Below are 21164 nucleotides of genomic sequence, written 5' to 3' on the forward strand. Positions count from 1 at the left end.
GCCATGGCTCCTGAACGAAAGCCGCTCCGCGCCACGCTGGCGCGGTTCGGGCTGGCGAGCATCTCTTCGGCCGCGGTGTCGGTCAGCCATCTGCTCGTCCAGCTGGTATCGGTACGTCGGCTCGAGGCAAGTGAGATCGGGACTTTGGCCTTCCTGCTGGTGATCATCCAGTTCGGCTACAGCCTGTCCAACGCGCTGGTCTCGACGCCCTATGCGATCGCAGTGAACCAGCGCGAGGACGGTGCCGAGGAAGGTTTCGACTTCTTCTTCCCGGTGAACCTGCTGCTGGCGCTGTCGCAGGGCCTGCTTTGCGCCGCGGTCGGCTGGGCGATGGCGGGCCCCTGGGCCGCGGCGGCGTTCGGGCTGGCGGGCTTGTTCTCGCTGCTGCGCTGGTTCGGACGCGCCAATGCCTATGCGCACCACACGCCGGGGGGCGCGGCGATTTCCGATGTCGTCTATGCAATGCTCGTCGTCGTCGGGGTGGTTATCACGCTGGCCTTCGGCCCCCGGATCGAATTGTTCGGTGCGGTGCTCGCTGCTGCGGGGCTGGTCGCGCTGATCCCCTTCGGCCTCGGCTTCCTTGCGCGTCATCGGCCCATCGGGCTGGGTCGCGCCTTCGCCAGCTACGGCCCGGTGTGGAAGCGCCAGTCGGCGTGGACGCTGATCGGGGTGATCACCACCGAGGCGACGTCGAACGCGCACAGCTATATCGTCACGCTCTTCGCCGGCCCCGCGGCGTTCGCGCCGATCGCTGTGGGGATGCTGTTCTTCCGCCCGGTCAATGTGTGCATTACCGCGCTCACCCAGCTCGAACGCCCGCGTATGGCGCGCGCGGTGGGGAAGGGCGACGACAAGTCTGCACGCGGATCGGCGCGCGCGTTCATGGCGGCTTTGGTGGTAATCTGGGTTGCGACCGCCGTCACTGCCGCGGGGATCCTGTGGTTCTTCCCGCACATCATCATCAAGCCGACCTTGTCGGTGCAGACGGTGATGATCGCCGTCGCGCTGTGTGCCGCGTTGTCGCTGGTCCAGTGCCTGCAGGCACCGATGAGCGTGCTCACCCAGGCGCGGGGCGCTTTCAAGCCGCTCGCGGCAACCAGCGTGCGGAGCTGCTTTGTCGGCGTGGGCGCTGTGATCGCGATGACGTTTCTGGCGCCTTCGGTCTATACGATCGCGGGCGTGGTGCTGGCGCAACTGGTGATGATGCTCGGCATCTGGCGGCTCGACCAGCGCGCGCGTCGCGAGATGGCGAAATGAGCCTCGCGCTTCCTTGGCATCGCGGACGCATGCCGTCGCGTGGCCATATCGTGGCGAGCCGCGCCGAGGCGCTGATCCCGGTCGCGCAGTTCGTCTATTTCGTTTTCCTGATGATGATCTTCATTGGGCAGCAGCCCTTTTCGTCGCGCAACCAGGAACAGCTGGTTGCGATGGCGGCGAACAATGATGGGTCGGACGTCTTCAAGCAGGCGTTCTTCATCGTCTTCGCGCTGCTGCTGACTTTGCTCGAGCTCGCCCGGCGCTACAAGCCGCAATATCGCTTCACCTATTGGCCGCTGGTGCTGATGCTCGGCTGGTTTTTGCTGAGCTGTGCGTGGGGTGTCGATCCGTTCGTTTCGTTCAAGCGCGCAATGCAGCAGGTGATCGTGATATATATCACCTTCCTGTCGCTGGCGCTGCTCGGGCCCGAGCGAATCTATCGCACCTTGATGGCGGCTTTGATCACCTCGCTGCTGATCTGCTGGGTTTCGCTGCCGCTCACCGCCAACGCCTTTCATCCGCCGACCGAGAGCGATAAGGCGCTGATCGGCGCGTGGCGCGGCTTCTTCTTCCACAAGAACATCGCCGGCGCAGTGATGGCGTTGACCTTCGTGGTGACCGCGCACGCGTTCTTCACCACGCGCAAATGGCAGTACGCCTTGTTCTCGGTGATGGCCTTCGTGTTCGTGGTGGGGACCAAGAGCAAGACCTCGCTCGCTCTGTGCTTCGCGATCCTCGCGGTGAGCTCGATCTATCGCGTGCTTAGCCAGTCGGTCGCCAAGCGTGCTGTGCTGCTGCTGCTCGTCGGAGCCGGCATGGTCGCGTTTCTCGCGCTATACATCGCCTTCCAGCCGGTGATCGAGCGATTGTTCGCCGATCCGACGGCGTTTACCGGACGCGTGTCGATCTGGAAGGTCGCGATCGATTATCTGGCCGATCACCCCTATCTCGGCTCGGGCTTTGGCGGTTTCTGGCAGGTCGGCGATCTCTCGCCCGCCCATGACTATCTTAACCAGCAATTCCAGCTGCTCACTGCGCATTCGCACAACGGTTATATCGAGATCCTCGTCACTACCGGCCCGGTCGGGCTGGCGCTGCTGCTGCTCTCATTCGTGGCGCTGCCGGCCTATTGGTTCCTGACCGGCACCACCAAGGCCAACGCCACGCTGATGGCGAGCGCCTTCGCGATCTGGAGCTTCGTGCTCTACCAGAATCTGCTCGAGACCTCGTTCTTCGACAAGGATCGCCAGGTCTGGGTGATCTTCCTCTCGTCGCTCGCCATCGCGCACGCCTCTTTCAAGTCGGTCGATCGCCCGCGCTGGCACCGCCGCACTCCTGCCTTGGCCCCCGGAGGTGCCGCATGACCGAAATCGCCATCTGCATCGCCACGCGGCAACGCCCGCAAGGCATCACCCGCACGCTGCGTTCGCTTGCCGAACTGGTCACCGAGCGCGAAGTGACGATCATCGTTGCCGACAATGACGGCGTGAAGCGCGAAGGCGTGGCCGCGGCGGAGGCGTTGCAGGCCGAGGGCTATCGCTGGCCGCTCGAACTGCTCACGGTGCCCGAGCCCGGCATTCCGCAGGTCCGCAACGCGCTGGTCGCCGCGGCGCTGCGGCTTCCCGATATCCGCTTCGTCGCGATGCTCGACGATGACGAGGCGGCCGATCCGCACTGGCTCCACGCGATGCTGGCGTGCCAGGTGGCGACGCGCGCCGATGTCGTCGGCGGCGCGGTGCTGCGCGAGATGGAGGGCGAAATCGCCCCCTGGGCAGCGCGGCATCCGTTGCTCCAACCCAAATCGCGCGGGCGCTCGGGCGTGGTCGAACTGATCGACAGCACTGCCAATGTGCTGATCGACGCAAAGGCACTCCGCGCGCTCGGCGACAAGCCGTTCGACGAAGCGATGGCGCTCACTGGCGGATCGGACAAGCAACTGTTCACCCGCATGGCGCGAGCAGGGCGGCGCTTCGCCTGGGCCGAGGACGCGCGCGTCACGGAACTGATCCCGGCGAGCCGAGTCACGCCCAAATGGCTGCTGATGCGCGGCTACCGGATCGGAATGACCGATACGATCACCGCGATGGCGCACAGCACGGCATTCAAGGTCGCCACCGCCGAAGCGCCGCGCATCGTCGGCGGCTTCGTCCTGGGATCACTCGGCGCACTGACGCTCGATCGCGCCAAACGTATCGTCCGGCTGGGCAAGCTCTATCGCGCGGCGGGCAAGATCGCCGCGCTCACCGGCCATCGTTACGAGGAATATCGCAAGGTGCACGGCGCATGAAGAACGACACCGGCCGGCCCACATTCTCGGTGGTGATTCCACTCTACAATCGCGCGGAGATCGTCACCACGACGATCCGCTCGGTACTCGACCAGAACTTCGGCGATTTCGAGATCGTCGTCGTCGACGATGGATCGAAGGACGATCCCGAGCCGATCGTGCGGGCGATCGGCGATCCACGCATCCGCTTCGTGCGCCAGGACAATGCCGGCGGCGGCGCGGCGCGCAACCTCGGCATCGAGGAAGCCCGCGGTCGGTATATCGCGTTCCTCGATTCCGACGACCAGTTCCTGCCCGGCAAGCTCTCGATCATGGCGGCGGCTTTGCCCGACGACGACAACACCGTGCTCTATTCGCAGATGCAGGTCGATCGCGGCGTCGACCGCTATTGGGTCCGCCCCGAACGAGGCATTCGCGAGGACGAGGATGTCGGCGAATATCTGTTTTGCGCCAACCAGTTCATGCAGACATCGACGCTGGTCGTGCCTACCGGACTGGCCAAGCAAGTGCGGTTCGATCCCGCGCTCAAGAAAGGCCAGGATCTCGATTTCGCCGTCCGGCTCCAGGTTGCCGGCGGGCGGTTTCGGATGATCGAGCAGCCGCTCACCATCTGGCTCGACGCAAGCGAAGTGGGGAGGACCTCCTATGTCCGCGGCTACGAGACGTCGCTCGACTGGCTCGATCGCTGCGGCCATCTGCTGACCGACCGGGCGCGCCATGGCTATCGCGCGACCGTGCTCGCCTATCATATGGCGCCGGTCCGTCCGCTCGCCACGATCCCCGAGCTGGTACGCGGGCTGTTCTACGGGCGCGTGCCGGCGCGAATCCTCGCGCGCCAGTTGCTCCGCTCGTACCTGCCCAAATCCCTCTACCGCTCGCTGGTGAACCAGTTCGTCCAGCGCTTCGGCAAGCCCGAGCCGCTGGCCGCCAAGGCGGGCAAGTGAATGGCACTCGATAGCCCTCCCGACCTCGAGGGTCCGCTGTTCACGGTGGTGATTCCGACGTTCAATCGGCGCGATGCCGTGGTCGAGGCGGTCCGCTCTGCGCTCGACCAGAACATCCGCGATATCGAAGTGATCGTGATCGACGACGGTTCGACCGACGGCACGGCCAGCGCCGTCGCGGCGATCGGCGACGAGCGGCTCCATGTCATCGTCCAGCCCAATGCCGGTGCGGCGGCGGCGCGCAATCGCGGCATCGACTACGCACGAGGGCGCTATGTCGCGTTCCTCGATTCGGACGACCGCTTCCTCGACGGCCATCTCGACGATCTGCTGCCGTTGCTCGCACAGGGCGACGATGTCGTGGCCTATTGCCGCGTCGTGGTCGATCGCGGCTCCGGGCGCGCTTTCCTCAAGCCGCACCGCGAGATGCTGAGCGGCGAGAGCGTCGATCGCTATCTGATGTGCGAGCGCGGCTTCATCCAGACGAGCAGCCTCGCGCTGCGGCGCGGCCTGGCCGACACCGTGCGCTACCGCGAGGATGTTGGGTTCGGCGACGATACCGATTTCGCGGTGCGGCTGTCGCTCGCCGGAGGACGTTTTCTGATGGCGCAGCGTGCGACGGTGGTGTGGGCCGATCGCCGGACCGAGAACCGACTGTCGCAGGTCCGTGCCAATATCGGCAATCTCGCCTGGCTCAAGGATCTGCGCCCGCACATCTCGGAGCGCGCTTACTCCGCCTATATGGGCTGGCACGCCGCCAAGAGTGTGTGGCCGACGAGCCGGCGCACTGCGCTGGGTTACTATTTCGGCGCGCTGCGCCACGGCGCGTTCCGCCCGCGTGTCGCCGCAATTGTGCTATTGCAAATCATTATCCCTGATAATCATTATCGAAAAGCCGCGGATAGATGGATCGCTTTGACGAGCCGAGTGCGGGGCGCCCGGATATGAAACGTCGTACGTTCATCGCCGCGGCGGCGGCGGCGTGCAGCTTCCCCCTGGCAACCAGCGCGGTGCCGTTCGTTCCGCCACTTCCCGATTTCGAGGGTCCCGGCCTCAATGCGAGCGCGCGACGCAGCGGTCGACGTTTCGGCTGTGCGATCAAGTCGAGCCAGCTCGCCAAGGATCCACCCTTCACCGCGGCCGTGCTGCGCGAGGCGGGGACGATCGTTCAGGAATATGAACTCAAGCGGCACGTTACTCAACCGGCGCCGGGGCGCTACGACTTCAGCGGCAACGACCGGCTGATCGATTTCGCCCAGCAGCATGGGCTTGCCGCACGTGGGCACACGCTCGTCTGGTATGCGATGAACCCGCTTTGGCTGCAGGCGGCTCTGCCCAAGGCCGCGCCGCGCGCCAAGGAAGCGCTGCTCACCGGCTATATCGAGATCGCGATGCGCCGCTATGCCGGGCGGATCGGCGAGTGGGACGTGGTCAACGAGCCCGTCGAACCCAATGAAGGCCGCCCCGACGGGCTTCGCGCGAAGAACATCTGGGGACAGGCCTTTGGCGAGAAGTATATCGACCTCGCTTTCCATACCGCACGCGAAGCCGATCCGAACGCGCGACTGTTCCTCACCGACTTCGGCCTCGAACACGCATCGCGGCGCTGCGCCGCACGGCGCGCGGCGATCCTGAAACTGCTGGAGCGCGCGCTGGCGCGAGGCGTGCCGATCGACGCGCTTGGCATCCAGGGGCATTTGAAGCCGTTCCGCGAGCCGTTCGACGAGCGCGTGTTCGCCGGCTTCCTCGATGAAGTGCGCGGCATGGGGATCGGTATTGCGATCACCGAGATGGACATCGCAGACCGCGGCGGACCGCAGGCGATCGAGCCACGCGATGCGCAAGTGGCGGCGGTCGGCAAGGCGTTCCTCGACGTAGCGCTGGATAATCCGGCGACGTCTTCGGTGCTGACCTGGGGGCTGTCCGACCGCTATTCGTGGCTTTCGACTTATCCCGATTATCGATGGCCTGACGGCAAACCGTCGCGCGGACTGCCGCTGGACTCGGACCTGCAGCGCAAGCGGCTGTGGGCGGCGATGGCGGCGGCGTTCGATGCCGCGCCGGCGCGCAGGGCAAGCATTGCAAGCGAGGGAGTGCCGGCATGAGAATCGCGCCACTGACCGGGCTGCGCGGCATCGCCGCGATCGCGGTTCTGCTCTACCATATTCCCCATTCGCCGGCGTTCGCGAACTGGGGCATGGTTTTGTTCTCGCGCGCCTATCTCGCGGTCGACCTGTTCTTCGTGCTCAGCGGCTTCGTCATCTCGATCGGCTATTACGAGCGCGTCGTGAAGCGCCCGAGTGTGGCGAGTTATGGCGATTTCATGCTCAATCGGCTGGCGCGGGTCTGGCCGCTTCATTTCATCGTCGCTCTGGTGTTTCTCGCGCGGATACTCGTCAACGTCTCGGGCGATCAGCCGGTGGCACCGACAGCGGCGAACATCATCACCAATCTGCTGATGATCCAGAGCTGGGGCTGGGGAACGCAGGCGTTTGCAGGCAACAGTTGGTCGGTGAGCACCGAGCTCGTTGCCTACCTCGCTTATCCGCTGGTGGCGCTGATCGCCTTTTCTCGACTGGCCTGGTTGCAGGCCGCCGGCTCGGTCGGGCTGCTCATCCTGGTCGCCACCTTGGGGCATGGCTCCAAGGGGCCGCTCGACGTGAACGATGCCGACAGCATCCTGCCGGTGTTGCGCTGCCTAGCGGGCTTCTCGCTGGGGGTGATCGCCTACCGGCTGGTCCGGCATCCCCGGATCGAACAATTGCTCGGCGGCGAGCATGGTTTCATCGGCAGCTGCGCACTGATCGTCGCAGCATTGCTGATCCCGCGCGGCGACGTGGCCGTAGCGGTGGCCTTCGTGCCGCTGGTGATCGCCTGCTATTATAACGGCCGGACGGCGCGCGCATTGCTCGCCAATCCAGTGGCGTTCCATCTCGGGCTGATCAGCTATTCTATCTATCTCTGGCACCCGCTTGTCCGCGACGTGTTCGCGCGGGTGATGGGGATCGCGCATCGCCACGGCCTGCTCGGATTCGACTGGGCATTCGTGCTCGCGTTGCTGGTCGCGACCTGGCTGATCTGCTGGGCGAGCTATCTGCTGATCGAGGTTCCCGGCCACCGGGCGATCAAGAAGCTCGAGCGGCGCTTCGTGCCCCGGCCGCCCTTGCCCTTTCAGCAGGCCGCCGAATAGCCATGCCCGCGACGGTCATCGCGATCCCGACCTTCCGACGGCCGCAGCAATTGCGCTACCTCCTCGAGGCAATCGCGCGACTGGACGGGCTCGACGACGTATTGTTGTTGGTCGCCGATAATGATGCCGGCGGGGAAGGTGCCGCGGTGGCGGGCGAGATGGCGCCGGACTTGCCGATCCCGGTCGAAGTCATCCGCGTGCCGGAACCGGGCCTGTGTCATGTCCGCAACGCAATCGTCGCGCACGCGCTCGCCATCCCGACGATGCGGCGCCTTGCGATGATCGATGACGACGAATGGCCCGAGCCGCAATGGCTCGCGGCGCTGACTGCGGTCCAGCAGCGCACCGGTGCGGCAGTGGTCGCCGGGCCAGTGACGCCGGTCTTCACCGAAGGCGCGCCCGATTGGGCGGAGCAGACCCTGGTGTTCCGCTCGGAGCAACGCCCCGAAGGCCCGGCCGAGATGCTCTATGCCAGTAACAATTTGCTGGTGACCCGCATCGCGCTCGAGGCTCTTGGCGCACCCTGGTTCGATCCCGCGTTCAATCGCAGCGGCGGCGAGGATCTGGATTTCCTCACTCGCCTCAAGGCGATCGGCTTCGGCTTCGGCTGGGCGCCGGGCGCGCGGGTATCCGAATGGGTCGGCGCCGAGCGGGCGCGCAAGGCATGGGTGCTGCGCCGAATGTGGCGGATCGGAGTCACCGACACCCTCGTCGCCTGCAGGCAGCGGCCGGGTGTGTTCGGACGGTTCAGCCTGGCCGTTCGCTCGTTTGCCCTGCTCGGTCTGCGCACCGCCGCGCTGCCGGCACTAGCTTGGCGACGCGACCGGCTCGATCTGGCCGGGCAGTGGGTCAAGGCGGTCGCCCGGCTCTATGCCCTGGCGGGAGGGAGCGACGCGATCTACGCCGCTCCCGCCGCGCTCAATTCGTCCAGGCGCGGAAGCTCTTGACCACCATGTCGCCCGAACCGTCGGAATAGGCGCCATTGGTCTTCACCGCGACGTCCATGATCGGATACCAGCGGTGGCCCCGGAAGGGGTTGACGCTCTGATAGGTCTCTAGCCCGTCGACGAACCAAGTGATGTATTCGGGCCCAATGTCGACGGCATAGCGGTGATAGCCCTGAGTGAAGCCTGATAGTCCATAGGCCTGCTCGGCCTGGATGTTGGTGCCGCGCTGGAAGGTCCGCCAGCCGCCGCTGCCGCCGTGGATCGTCGCCGAGATGTGGCGATCGAAGTCCCAATAGCTCTGATAGCCGAAGCCTTCGTAGACATCGATCTCGGGCGGCCAGCCCGAAGTCGAGATCAGCCAAAAGGCTGGCCACGCGCCGCGCCGATCGGGCATCTTGGCCACCCATTCATATTGACCGTAGCCGATCTGAGTGGTGGGGGTGTTATGTCCGCTCAGCACGACCGAGCCGTAATCATAGACGACACCGGCCCAGTTGAGCGGCGTGTCGAGGACCTGGGTGTGCATCACCAGTCCCTCGTCGGTGTAGCGCAGCGGGGCTTCGACGCCGGGATAGAGATCGCCGTCGAGATAGATGCCGGTCTCGCCGTTCGCGACCTGGCTGCGGCCGTGCGAGAGCTTGGTCGACCATGCACCCGACCAGCCGTCGTCGGACCAGCGCATCGTGCTCTTGGTCATTTCATATTGGAGCGCGCCATAGGTGCGGAAGGTGCGCGCGTTGCGAAAGCCGCTGGTCGCGGCCGCAGTGGGCGTCGCGTCTGCGTCGGCGGTCACGGTGTTCGAGGCGGTGCCCTGATCGGCGCCCCATGGCGCCTCGCGCAGCTTCAGGGAGAATTGCTGGCCGTCGGCGGCGTCGAGGATCGGCACCGAGACGGTCTTGCGCAGCGGATCGCCCGGGCGGAAGATCACGACAGTGTCGGTGGTCTTGTACTGATAGCCCGAAATCGCCTTGTTGCTGCCCGTTCCGTTTACCGTGATGACGCGGGCGATCACCGTGTTCGGCGTGGCGCGGTTGAGCGTCACCGGCACGTAAGCGACCGACGCATCGGGGTCGAACAATGCCGCCCCGATCGACAGCGCCGCCTTTTCCGGAAGCCTGGTGCCGTTGGCGAAATCGAAATCGACGAAGCTGTTGGTGCTGGCTGTAGCGCTGGCGCGCTGCGATGTCTCCGCGACGGACGTCGTCGAACCGGTTGCGGAAACGACAATCGTACCGGCCTGTTTTTGCGAAGAGTTGGGGTCGCTGCTCGAACATGCTGCGACCGCGCACAGAGATAAGCCACTCACAAGCGGACGTGCGATAATGTTACGCATACAATACCCCTGGATGACGACGACCAAAAACTGGGCCGCCTCCAGAGTTTTAGAAGGAAAAGGGCGCCCAACCACGATTGAGCGCCCTTTTGCGTTAAGTCGAAGATGAAAAAGCCGCTCAAGCGGCGCGCTGATTACTCTGCTGCAATCGCCATTGCTTCTGACGCAACCGCAAGCCCGCGGCCCACGCCGGTATAAGTGAAGCCGGCGGCTTCGACGGTGTCGGGTCGGTAGATGTTGCGCAGATCGACGAGCACGCCATCCTCCATCCGCGCGCGCAGCGCTGCAAGGTCGAGCGCGCGGAACGCGTTCCATTCGGTCACGATCACCACTGCGGAGGCGCCGTCGGCGGCCTCATAGGGCGAAGTCGCGAAGTCGACATTGGGCAGCAACGGCCGCGCCGCCGCCATGCCTTCGGGGTCAAACGCCGCGACTTGCGCGCCGCCATCCTCGAGCGCCTGGATGATCGCGAGGCTCGGCGCGTCTCGCATGTCGTCGGTGTTGGGCTTGAAGGTCAGGCCGAGCACCGCGATCTTCTTGCCGCGCACCGATCCGCCGCATGCCGCAATGATTTTCCGGCCCATCGCGCGCTTGCGGCTGTCGTTGACCGCCACCGTTGCCTCTACGATCCGGACCGGCGCGCCCGCATCCTCGGCGGTCTTGACCAATGCCAGCGTATCCTTCGGGAAGCACGATCCGCCATAGCCGGGCCCGGCATGGAGAAATTTGGAGCCAATGCGATTGTCGAGCCCGATTCCACGCGCGACTTGCTGGACGTCGCCGCCCACCGCCTCGCAAAGATCGGCCATCTCGTTGATGAAGGTGATCTTGACCGCGAGGAACGCGTTCGCGGCATATTTGATCAGCTCGCTCGTCCGGCGGCCCGTGAACAGCAGAGGCGCCTGGTTGAGATAGAGCGGGCGATAGACTTCCTCCATCACCGGGCGGGCGCGCTCGTCCTCGATGCCGATGACGATGCGGTCGGGGCGCTTGAAATCCTCGATCGCAGCACCCTCGCGGAGAAATTCGGGGTTCGAAGCGACTGCGAATTCGGCCTCCGGGTTGGCTTCGCCGATGATCCGCTCGACTTCGTCGCCGGTGCCTACGGGCACGGTGGATTTGGTCACCACGACGGTGAAGCCCTTGAGGCACGGCGCCATCTCGGCGGCGGCGGCGTAGACGTAGGAGAGATCGGCATGGCCGTCGCCACGGCGCGACGGCGTGCCGACGGCGATGAACACGACGTCGGCCTGCTCGACCGGTGCGGAAAGCTCGGTCGTGAAGGCGAGGCGGCCCGACGCGACGTTGCGCGCGACCAAGTCTTCGAGGCCGGGCTCATAGATTGGGATTTGCCCGGCATTGAGCCGCGCGATCTTGCTCTCGTCCTTGTCGACGCACGTCACCTGATGCCCGAAATCGGCGAAGCAGGCGCCGGAAACGAGCCCTACATAGCCCGAACCGATCATCACGATACGCATGCTGTTACTCCTTGATTATCAGGGTCACGCCGCGCGGCGCGGCTGACGGGCGGCGAGCAACTGGCTCGCGAACAATTCGACCTGCTCGGCTAGGTCCTCACGCTCGAGCGCCATCGCCAAATTGGCGTGGAGGAAGCCGGCCTTGTCGCCGCAATCATAGCGCGTGCCGGCGAAGGTGAGGCCGTGGAAGGCCTGATCGCCGATCATCCGCGACATCGCGTCGGTGAGCTGGATCTCGCCGCCGGCGCCCTTTTCCTGGCTGGCGAGCACGCCCATCACTTCGGGCTGGAGAATGTAGCGGCCGATCACCGACAGGTTGGACGGGGCGGTCCCCGGCGCAGGCTTCTCGACCAGGCCCTTCACTTCGGTAAGTGCGCCCGAATGCGTGCCCGGGGTAATGATGCCGTAGCGATGGGTCTGCTCGTCGAGCACGATTTCGGCGCAGATCAGATTGCCGCCGACCTGTTCATAGGCGTCGATCATCTGCTTGAGGCAGCCGGGCTTGCCGGCCATGAAATCGTCGGCGAGCAACACCGCGAACGGCTCGTCGCCGACCACGTCGCGCGCGCACCACACCGCATGGCCGAGCCCCATCGGCTCCTGCTGGCGGACATAGGCGACGGCGCCCGGGCGAAGCCGGGTATGATCGAGGATGTCGAGCGACTTGCCGCGCCCGCTCATCGTGGTCTCGAGCTCGAAGGCGATATCGAAATGGTCCTCAATCGCGCTTTTGCCGCGGCCGGTGACGAAGATCATCTGCTCGATTCCGGCTTCGAGCGCCTCTTCGACGGCATATTGGATCAGGGGCTTGTCGACGACCGGGAGCATTTCCTTGGGGATCGCCTTGGTCGCCGGGAGAAAGCGGGTACCGAGCCCGCCGACGGGAAACACTGCCTTACGCACTCGCTTCGGGGTCATATACGCCGCCTCCTTCGCTGCGGTGCAGCATAGAGGAGGGGCGGCATTGCGGCAATTCGCCTCACCGTCTCGCGGGCACCGGTGGTCCGGTTAAATCGCTACCCGGCCGCTGGCGCTACCGACGCCCGGCGGATCAGTGTCGACACGAACAGCGACGCTTCGCCGTCTTCGCTGTGCGCGCCGCCTTCGCCGCTTAGCAGCTTCAGCGCCGCAGCGCGCGCCATCGTCGCGATCGGCCAGCGTACCGTAGTGAGCGGCGGCCAGAGATGCGAGGCGATCGGGGTATCGTCGAAGCCGATGATCGAGAGGTCCTGCGGCACGTTGAGCCCCCGTTGCCGCGCGACATGGAGCACCCCTGCCGCCATCTCGTCGTTGGAGGCGAATACGGCAGTGGGACGCGGCGCCAGATCGAGCAATTGCTCGGCCGCGCGCATGCCCGATTCGAACTTATAGTCGCCCTGGACGATCAGCGTCCGCTGGAGCGGCAGTCCGGCGCGTTCGATTGCCTCCTCATAGCCTTTTTGCCGCTCGTGCGCCGAGCGGAAGCCATGCGGCCCGAGCACCAGCCCGATCCGGCGATGCCCCGATTCGATCAGGTGTGCGATTGCACCGTGCACCGCTTCGCGATCGTTCGAGGCGACCATGTGCGGCGCGTCGTCGAGCGGCGCAGATCCCATCCGGACATAGCGCACACCGATTTCGGCGCACAGCGCGGCGAGTTGGTCGTTCTCGGAGATCGGCGGCAGGATCATCACCCCGAACGGGCGTTGCCGCTCGAGGAACTGGCCGATATCCGCGAGCATCGTCGGCGAACCGCGATTGACCGGGTGGACGATCAGCTCGAATTCGGTGTCGCGCAGCACTTCGAGCATACCCTGCTGGACGTTGAGCACCATCTGCGCGTTCGGATTGTCGTGGATCAGTCCGATCAGGAAATTGCGCCGCAGCGCCAGCGCGCGCGCCTGCGGATTGGGCACATAGCCGAGATCGGCGATGACTTCCTCGACGCGTTTGCGGGTGTCGCCGTTGAGCAAAGGCGACTGGTTGATCACCCGGCTCACGGTCTTCTTGGAGACGCCGGCGATGCGGGCGACGTCGTTGATCGTGGGTTGCGAACTGCGCTTCATTGCAGACGGCATAACCCGGCTGGGCGATTGCACCAAATGCAGCCACAGGCGGCTGCCCCGTTGCAAAACGGTGCGACCGTTTGATACCGGTATCATAAGCATATCAGAGGCAAGCGAGAGGATAAGATGTTGAGTCAACCTTGGGGCGGCGCGATGGCTGCGAGCGGGTTTCGCCCAGCGAGGTCTGGGTGAGCGGCAGGTCCGTGCACACTCCCGACCGACTCCGGCCGGCGTAAGCAACGGCATGCTCGCTTTTGCGCAACTCGCTTTTCCAGGCGCAGAGGGGGCAGGGCGCTTCGCGCTCGGCGGGCGCGGCGGGCAAATACCGTTCGCTATCAACCTCGCGGACAGCGGCCTCGATAGCCTGCGCGCCGCGGTCGAGACCAAGGGGCCGCGCACGATCCTGTTCCTAATCTCGGGAACTACCCGGCTGGTCATCCGCGAGGGGCGCGTGACGATCGCTGGCCAGTCGGCGCCGGGGGACGGCATCGCCCTGCGCGATCACATGCTGCAGGTCTCGGGCGACGATGTCGTGGTTCGCTATATCCGCTCGCGGCGGCGATGAGTCGAAAACCGAATCCGATGCCGTGACGGTGACCTAGGGCCGCCGGATCATCCTCGATCATGTCTCGACGAGTCGGTCGGTCGACGAGACCTTGTCGGCCTCGGCGCGCTTCAGTGATCCGGAGCAGGGTTTCTACGTTCTCACCGTGCAATGGTCGATCATATCGGAATCGCTGACGCATTCGCTCGATGCCAAGGGGGAACATGGCTATGGTAGCCTGATCCGCGGCCGCCGCGGCTCATTGACCAGCTTCCACCACAATCTCTGGGCCAACCATGCCGCGCGCATGCCGCGTCCAGGCAATTACGATGTGCCCGAGATTGATCCGATTGGCCCTTTGGTCGATTTCCGCTCGAACGTTTCTATAATCGGGGCGGCTCGCATTCGGGCTACAACGCCGACAAGGCCACGCGCGCGCTACAATTTCATCGACAACGCCTATGTCGCCGGTCCGCAATCGAAGAAGCCGGTAGCGTTCGACGAATCCACCATGCTCGCCAAGGCGTGGTTTGCGGGGAATAGCATGAACGGCGGGATCCCCGCCGGTTCGTGGAGTTTCGTCACTGCGTGGCACCCTAGGGCTATCGCCTCTCCGCACCGGTCGACATCGGGCCGATAGCTGCCGATCCGGCGGATCAGGCCTATGACCGCGTGCTCGTCGGCACTGGCGTCCGCAACCGGACCGGCGCGCAGATCGACAGCCAGCGCGACGTGGGCGGCTGGCCCGATCTCAAGAGCCTTCCCGCACCGCGCGACAGCGACGATGATGGTATGCCTGATGCGTGTGGAGCGCACGCGCGGCTTCGATCCGAAGGTCGCAGACGGGAACGGCGACCGCGAGGGCGATGGCTACAAGAACCTGGAACACTGGCTGGCCGACGTGGCGGAGAGCAGAGCTAAGCGATCCGCTTGCCGAACGTGCGGTCTGACACCGGTAACCCGCTCTGCTATGTGGAATAGCTAAAGTATCCCAAAATATGGGAATGATGCTGGCCGTTTGGCTTCTGTTGCCGATCTACAACAGCAAGACATGCGAAAGATCGATGACCGTGCGCGACGGTTGACACCGGTTTCCAATCGCGGGAAAGCGGCTGCAAACCGGAGCCGTCAGAAGAGCGGCGCGGGAAATTAGGCAAGGAGGATCACATGGAAGCGCGCATTTCCCATATCAACTCGCGCACCGGTGCATCTGCGGCTGCAGTAGTGCTGGCACTCACAGCAGCTGCCGATGCGGCGGCGCAGACCGCCGAGCCGGTACCCGTGGCGACCGAGGCACAGACCGCGCCCGCCGACGAGGCGCAACAGGGGGACGAAGTCGTCGTCACCGGCTTCCGCCAGTCGCTCCAGGCAGCGCTGAATGTGAAGCGCAATTCGGTGGCGGCGGTCGACGCGATCATCGCCGAAGACATCGCCAAATTCCCCGACCAGAACCTCGCCGAATCGCTCCAGCGCATTCCCGGCGTCTCGATCCAGCGCGACGCGGGCGAAGGCCGCGCGATCACGGTGCGCGGGCTCAGCGCGCAATATACCCGCGTGCGCCTCAACGGGCTCGAAACGGTGGCCACTTCTACCGACGGCGCCAGCGCCAATCGCGATCGCGCCTTTGACTTCAACGTCTTCGCGTCGGAGCTGTTCACCTCGCTGGTCGTCCACAAGACTGCCGAGGCGTCGCTCGATGAAGGCTCACTGGGCGCCGTGGTCGACCTCAACACGGGCAATCCGCTCGCCGGCAAATATGGCCTCACCGCGGTCGCCTCGGGACAGGCGAGCTATAACGACTTGTCGAAGAACTGGGGTCCGCGCCTCGCCGGCCTGTTGTCGTGGAAGTCGCCCGACGGCCAGTTCGGCGTCGCGGTTTCGTCGGCATATCAGAAGACCGACAATCTCGAATTGGGCAACAACACGGTGCGCTGGGCGCAGGCCCAGTTCGACTCGGTCGACGGCACGCCGTGCTTCTACGACACCACCGGCACTGGCGCCGCTTTGGCCTATACCACCCCGCGCGCGAACAGTGGCGGCCGCTATCGCCCGAGCGCGGCATGCGACCAGGCGACGCTTGCATTCCATCCGCGCATTCCGCGCTACGGCGAAGTTCGTCACGATCGCGAGCGGCTCGGCCTGACCGGCAGCGTGCAATGGGCACCGAGCGATGCCACCAAAGTGTCGATCGACGCGCTCTATTCGCGCTTCAACGAGGTTCGCGAAGAGAAATGGGGCGAAGTCCTGCTGCGCTCCAACGAGCGGTCGATCGACGTGGTCAACCCGTTGTATGACGACAATAACAACATGGTTTCGGGCACGTTGAACGATGCCTGGGTGCGGACCGAGCATTATTGGCGCGAATCCAAGACGTCCTTCTATCAGGTCGGCGGCAGCTGGGATCAGGATCTCGGTGACAGCTTCCGCTTCACTCTGCTGGGCGGCATTTCGAAATCGAACGCCGACATTCCGGTCGAGACCACCTTCGTGTTCGACGACCGCGACGCGCAAGGCTATGTCTTCGACTATTCCGACATGCGCTCGCCGAAGCTCACTTTCGGCACCAGCGTGACCGACCCCGCCAACTTCCAGCTGGCCGAGATACGGGATCGCCCGTCGAACGTGGTCAACAAGTTCCGCACCGCGCAACTGCGTACCGAATGGGACGCGGCCGAAGGGTTCACGATCAAGACCGGCGGGGTCTATCGCCGCTTCGACTTCGACGTGGAGGCCTTCCAGCGCGACACTGCGGTCTGCGGCAATGGCGGCCAGGATCTGGTTCTCGGCACGATCACTTGCTCGCCGAACGGCACCTTCGGCGCCAGCGCGGTGTATGGCTTCCCGGCCACGAGCAGCCTGGCCGAGTTGTTCACCTTGGGCAGTGCGGGTCAGCCGAGCGGCAACGGCAACAGCTGGCTCGTTCCCAACATCGATGCTGCGGCCGATTTTACCAAGCTCTACAGCCGGCCTCTGGCGCTCGACGTCGGCAACAATCGCAGCGTTACCGAGGAGGTGAAGGGCGGCTATCTCGAGTTCAACGCGAAGACCAGCGTCGGTTCGGTTGAGGTCGCCGTAAACGCCGGCATCCGTTACGTCCGCACCGATCAGTCCTCTACCGGGATCAACAGCGGTGCCGAGGTGACGGTAAAGCGCAATTATGAAGACTGGCTGCCGGCGCTCAACGTTGCAGTAAACCTGACTCAGGACCTGATCCTGCGCGGGTCAGCCGCGAAGGTGATGACGCGCCCGACGCTCGGATCGTTGACGCCGGGCGGTTCGGCCGACGGCTTCAATTATCGCGTGAGTTTCGGCAACCCCAATCTCGATCCGACCCGGGCCTCGTCCTACGACGCCGCGATCGAATGGTATTTCGCGCCGCAGTCGATCTTCTCGATCGCGGTGTTCAAGAAGGACATCGACAGCTTCCCCGTCGCTCGGACTCTGACCAATGTCACGTTCCTGTCGACGGGGTTGCCCGCCTCGGTGCTCGCGGCGTCTTCGCCCGCCGCGCTAAATCCCGGGCAGCAGGCACAGCCCATCTGGACTGTCGTCACCACGGGAAATGGTACGGGTGCCGAAGTGAAGGGGATCGAGCTCTCGGTCCAGGCGCCGTTCCGCTTCCTGCCCGGCTTCCTGCGCAATTTCGGTGGCATCGCCAATGCGACCTTCATCGATTCGAAGGCGCCTTATGCCCAGACGGGACCGTTCACCTCGGCATGCGCGGGCGCCAACTGCACCATCGGCGGGGCGCAGTCGATCACGCGCGAGCAGACTCTCCAGGGCCTATCTAAGCGCGCGTTCAATGGGACGCTCTATTACGAGGACAGCCGGTTCAGCGCGCGTGCTTCGGTGAGCTATCGGGGGCCGTATTTCGATGCATTGTCCGGAACGGGCAATCTGTTCGAAGGCTATAACGCGATCACCAACGTCGATGCATCGCTCCGCTACAAGATCACGTCCAATATCGAGCTGTCGCTCGAAGGCAATAATCTGACCGACGCGTATCGCGATCGCTATGTCGATATCGATGCGAACCGGAACTACGAAAACAACCATTTCGGCCGCACCTTCCTGATCGGAGCGCGCTTCAAACTGTAGTCATTCTCGCTGTTCCAACCTCCTCGCTGCTCGCAGGGAGGAGGCATCGTCGCAGCCCTAGGCAAGCCCCTGGCTGTGCGCCCAACGCATCAAAAGCTCAGGCCAAGCGCCCGCGGGCTTCCCGACTGCCCCCGTCATGCCAAAGCCGTGCCCGCCATGGGTGAACAGGTGCGTCTCGACAGGCACGCCCGCGGCTTTGAGCGCGGCGCGCAGCAACAGGCTGTTCTCGACCGGCACGACATTGTCGTCCTCGGCATGGCAAAGGAAGCAGGGCGGGGTGGTCTTCGACACATTGCGGTGCGGCGAGTGCGCCGCCTCGAGCGCGGTGCTCGCATCCTTGCCGATCAATTGCGCGCGCGATCCCATATGCGCGTCCGGCGCCGACATCGAGATGACCGGATAGAGCGGCGCCGCCACGAACGGCCGCGCGGCGTGCTTGTCGGCCGCATCGACCGGATCATAGGTCTTGACCGCGTGGCGCGTCGCGAGGTCAGCGCAAAGGTGCCCGCCCGCCGAGAAGCCGATCGCGGCGACCCGTTCGGGGTCGAGCGCATCGCGAGTCGCACGCGCGCGGATCAGCCGCATCGCGCGCTGGGCATCGGACAATGCGACATCGGGGCCCGCCGCCCAGCCGTCTCCCGGCAGGCGATAGAACAACACATAAGCGGTGAACCCCTGCGCCGCGAGCCAGCGCGCCAGCACATAGCCTTCATGGTCGAGCACGATCCGCACATAGCCGCCGCCGGGCATGATCAGCACCGATGCACCATTGGCGACATGCGGGCGGAACACCGCCATCCGCGGATTGGCGACTCCGCTCACCGCGCGATTGGGAGTCGCGGCATTGACGCTGCGCTCTTCCACCTTCTCAAGCGGCAGCCTTGCCGGCCTGCCGGGGGCGCCTTTGGGCCACAGGTCGATCGTCTCGACAGGATCGGCATATCCCGCGGGCAGCGGCGTGTCGCCGTGCGGCGGCGCACTCTGCGCGTTCGCGACCAGCGGCGCGGCAAGCCCGGCGAGCAGCGCGGTACGGCGATCGAACTTCATCCGGCAGCCTCCTGAAAAGTCGCCCGGCTTCAGGTGCCGGGCTGGATGTAGGGCACGCGCGCGAACAGTTCGCGCTGCCATTTACGCGGGTCGTTCTCGATGCGGCTGCGCACATCGAAGACCATCGTCGCGCGCTTGTCGAGGGCGTAAAGCGGCCAGCGCGGCAGCCCGGCATGATTGGGGTCGCCGGCCCTGGCGAAAGCGACGAAGCTGTCCTGCATCGCCTTCGAGGCCGCGCGTGCGTCAGCGGCGGTGCCGGTTTGCGATCCCTCAGCGGCGAGCGTTCCGAACACCAACGGGATATCCATCGTATGGAAGGCGCCGCGCCGCGGATCGGTCCGCGAGCCGAAATCGACTTGGTAGACCCAGCCCGATGCGCCGGCCTTTGCGCGTTCCTCGGCCTCGATCACCTGGCCGCGCCAGCTGCGTCCGGCCGTGGTCGCGTCGTAGAAGACCTGCTCGGGCGTCCAGGCGGGGAATTTGCCGCGGTATTCGGATACCACCCATTCGGGCAATATGTCGATGCGCAGCTCGGGCGCGATGCGCGCGGCGACATTGTCCCAGCTGAGATCTCGCATTTTCGCTGAATCTGGGGCGATGAACCCGCGCGTCTCGTCGCGCGTGTTGCCGAGGATCATCGGGATGCCGAGCGATTGCGGGTTGGCGTCGGGCCAGAACGGGTGGCGGGTGAGCCATTTCATATCGAGCACCGGCCCGAAATAGACGCCGCCGCCGAGCACCGGATCGGTCGCGGAGAGCGCCTCGACCAGTTTATCCTGCGGCATCGCCAGCAGCATTCCGAGGTCGTTCTCTTTCACACCCAGCTTGCCGAGATATGCGCGGGTTCGCGCGGTTGCGTTGAGCGGCCCTGAGGCAGTGACTTGCTGACCGCTCATCGTGGCGGCGCGATGGAACAGGCCTTTGGCTGCAGGCATGCCCATCATCGTCGCGATCTTGGCGCCCCCGCCCGACTGACCGAACACCATCACCTTGTTCGGGTCGCCGCCGAATGCGGTGATATTGTCGCGCACCCAGCGGAGCGCGAGGATCAGGTCGAGCTGGCCGCAATTTCCGCTGTCCGGGAAACGCGGGTCGAGCCGCGCGAGATAGAGATAGCCGAAGGCGTTGAGCCGGTGGTTGACGGTGACGACGACGACATCGCCGCGCGCCGCCAGCACCTGTCCATCATTGAGCGGATCGGTGGAGCTGCCGCCCGAATAGCCGCCGCCATGGATGTAGAGCATCACCGGCTTGCGCGCGGCGGGGCGGGCGTCGGCGGTCCAGATGTTGAGGAACAGGCAATCCTCGGACTGCGGGCCGTAGCGGTTCCCGGATTGCGGCGAGATCGGGCCGAATCGGTCCGCAGCCTGCACCTCGGCATGAGCCGGGACAGGGACCGGCGAGCGAAACCGCTCGGCGCGGCCATAGCGGAGGCCGCGAAATGCGCGGACGCCGTTATCGACCGTGCCCTGGAAAGCCCCCGCATTTGCGCGGACCGGCCCAGGGGATTGGCCCCAGGCGCGGCCGGCGATCAACGCGGCGGAGGCAGAGCCGCCGGCGATCAACGCGCGCCGATCGATCATCGTGAGAATGCTCCCGGTCATATCGACTCCAAATTCCCCTCCCACAGCGGGAGGGGAGCAAGAAGGTCTAGGCCAGCTGGCAGATATCGAGCACGTTCATGTCGGTATAATCCTGGTTCTCACCGGCCATTGCCCAGATAAAGGCATAGGCCTTAGTGCCACTGCCCATGTGGATCGACCAAGGCGGCGAGATCACCGCTTCCTCGTTGCCCAGCACGATGTGGCGCATCGCCTCGCCTTCGCCCATATAGTGGAAGACGCGGTCGTTGGGGCCGTCCAATTCGAAGTACAAATATATCTCGCTGCGGCGTTCGTGGATGTGCGGCGGCATCGTGTTCCAAACCGAACCCGGCTTGAGCACGGTGAGCCCCATCACCAGCTGCGCGCTGTCGCACACGCCGGGGATGACGA

At 65.0% G+C, this 21164-nt stretch carries 18 protein-coding genes; 11 read left to right on the top strand and 7 right to left on the bottom strand.

The window, feature by feature from the left end; translation table 11 throughout:
• Positions 1-3: 3 nt before the first annotated feature.
• Genes E5A73_RS18700 through E5A73_RS18735 form a run of 8 tightly spaced genes read left to right on the top strand, consistent with a single transcriptional unit; the run spans position 4 to position 8625 of the window.
• On the top strand, positions 4-1257 hold the full coding sequence (locus tag E5A73_RS18700) for a polysaccharide biosynthesis protein (protein ID WP_240700263.1): 1254 nt from the start codon (positions 4-6) through the stop codon (positions 1255-1257).
• On the top strand, positions 1254-2621 hold the full coding sequence (locus E5A73_RS18705) for an O-antigen ligase family protein (RefSeq protein ID WP_135965349.1): 1368 nt from the start codon (positions 1254-1256) through the stop codon (positions 2619-2621). Before E5A73_RS18700 ends, E5A73_RS18705 begins: the two co-directional genes overlap by 4 nt.
• Positions 2618-3544 (top strand): glycosyltransferase family 2 protein, encoded by a 927-nt coding sequence (locus E5A73_RS18710; protein ID WP_135965350.1) that lies wholly within the window; start codon positions 2618-2620, stop codon positions 3542-3544. Before E5A73_RS18705 ends, E5A73_RS18710 begins: the two co-directional genes overlap by 4 nt.
• Positions 3541-4488, top strand: a complete 948-nt coding sequence (locus E5A73_RS18715) for a glycosyltransferase family 2 protein (protein ID WP_135965351.1) — start codon at positions 3541-3543, stop codon at positions 4486-4488. The genes E5A73_RS18710 and E5A73_RS18715 overlap by 4 nt, the downstream gene beginning before the upstream one ends.
• Positions 4489-5436, top strand: coding sequence for a glycosyltransferase family 2 protein (locus E5A73_RS18720; protein ID WP_135965352.1), 948 nt, complete (start codon positions 4489-4491; stop codon positions 5434-5436). It begins immediately after the preceding gene.
• On the top strand, positions 5433-6593 hold the full coding sequence (locus E5A73_RS18725; RefSeq protein ID WP_135965353.1) for an endo-1,4-beta-xylanase: 1161 nt from the start codon (positions 5433-5435) through the stop codon (positions 6591-6593). Before E5A73_RS18720 ends, E5A73_RS18725 begins: the two co-directional genes overlap by 4 nt.
• Positions 6590-7678 (top strand): acyltransferase family protein, encoded by a 1089-nt coding sequence (locus tag E5A73_RS18730; protein ID WP_135965354.1) that lies wholly within the window; start codon positions 6590-6592, stop codon positions 7676-7678. The genes E5A73_RS18725 and E5A73_RS18730 overlap by 4 nt, the downstream gene beginning before the upstream one ends.
• A gap of 2 nt (positions 7679-7680) precedes the next feature.
• The gene (locus E5A73_RS18735; protein WP_135965355.1) at positions 7681-8625 is read left to right on the top strand and encodes a glycosyltransferase family 2 protein; all 945 of its coding nucleotides are present in this window, start codon (positions 7681-7683) and stop codon (positions 8623-8625) included.
• Here E5A73_RS18735 and E5A73_RS18740 read toward each other — a convergent pair.
• From E5A73_RS18740 to E5A73_RS18755, 4 genes are all read right to left on the bottom strand, one after another.
• Complete coding sequence (locus E5A73_RS18740; protein WP_240700264.1) at positions 8597-9931, bottom strand: glycoside hydrolase family 16 protein; 1335 nt, start codon at positions 9929-9931, stop codon at positions 8597-8599. The two genes, E5A73_RS18735 and E5A73_RS18740, sit on opposite strands and share 29 nt — an antisense overlap.
• 161 nt (positions 9932-10092) lie before the next feature.
• The gene (locus tag E5A73_RS18745) at positions 10093-11436 is read right to left on the bottom strand and encodes a UDP-glucose dehydrogenase family protein (RefSeq protein ID WP_135965357.1); all 1344 of its coding nucleotides are present in this window, start codon (positions 11434-11436) and stop codon (positions 10093-10095) included.
• A gap of 24 nt (positions 11437-11460) precedes the next feature.
• Positions 11461-12354, bottom strand: a complete 894-nt coding sequence (galU, locus tag E5A73_RS18750) for a UTP--glucose-1-phosphate uridylyltransferase GalU (protein ID WP_135965358.1) — start codon at positions 12352-12354, stop codon at positions 11461-11463.
• A gap of 98 nt (positions 12355-12452) precedes the next feature.
• The gene (locus tag E5A73_RS18755; protein WP_135965359.1) at positions 12453-13481 is read right to left on the bottom strand and encodes a LacI family DNA-binding transcriptional regulator; all 1029 of its coding nucleotides are present in this window, start codon (positions 13479-13481) and stop codon (positions 12453-12455) included.
• A gap of 244 nt (positions 13482-13725) precedes the next feature.
• Here E5A73_RS18755 and E5A73_RS18760 point away from each other — a divergent pair, with 244 nt between their 5' ends.
• The 3 genes from E5A73_RS18760 to E5A73_RS18775 all read left to right on the top strand — a co-directional run bounded on the left by E5A73_RS18760 (position 13726) and on the right by E5A73_RS18775 (position 18123).
• Entirely contained in the window at positions 13726-14046 is a 321-nt protein-coding gene (locus E5A73_RS18760; protein WP_135965360.1) for a hypothetical protein, read from the top strand.
• Positions 14047-14137: 91 nt separating this feature from the next.
• The gene (locus tag E5A73_RS18765; RefSeq protein WP_135965361.1) at positions 14138-14665 is read left to right on the top strand and encodes a hypothetical protein; all 528 of its coding nucleotides are present in this window, start codon (positions 14138-14140) and stop codon (positions 14663-14665) included.
• 527 nt (positions 14666-15192) lie between these two features.
• On the top strand, positions 15193-18123 hold the full coding sequence (locus tag E5A73_RS18775; protein WP_135965363.1) for a TonB-dependent receptor: 2931 nt from the start codon (positions 15193-15195) through the stop codon (positions 18121-18123).
• A gap of 57 nt (positions 18124-18180) precedes the next feature.
• Here the strand turns inward: E5A73_RS18775 and E5A73_RS18780 are convergent, their stop codons facing one another.
• From E5A73_RS18780 to E5A73_RS18790, 3 genes are all read right to left on the bottom strand, one after another.
• On the bottom strand, positions 18181-19170 hold the full coding sequence (locus E5A73_RS18780) for an alpha/beta hydrolase (RefSeq protein ID WP_135965364.1): 990 nt from the start codon (positions 19168-19170) through the stop codon (positions 18181-18183).
• Positions 19171-19199: 29 nt separating this feature from the next.
• Positions 19200-20774, bottom strand: coding sequence for a carboxylesterase/lipase family protein (locus tag E5A73_RS18785; RefSeq protein WP_135965365.1), 1575 nt, complete (start codon positions 20772-20774; stop codon positions 19200-19202).
• A 46-nt stretch (positions 20775-20820) separates the two neighbouring features.
• Positions 20821-21164: 5-deoxy-glucuronate isomerase (locus tag E5A73_RS18790; RefSeq protein ID WP_135965366.1), on the bottom strand; the 344-nt coding region annotated here is incomplete at its 5' end.

This window comes from Sphingomonas gei (genome assembly GCF_004792685.1).
GTDB lineage: Bacteria > Pseudomonadota > Alphaproteobacteria > Sphingomonadales > Sphingomonadaceae > Sphingomonas > Sphingomonas gei.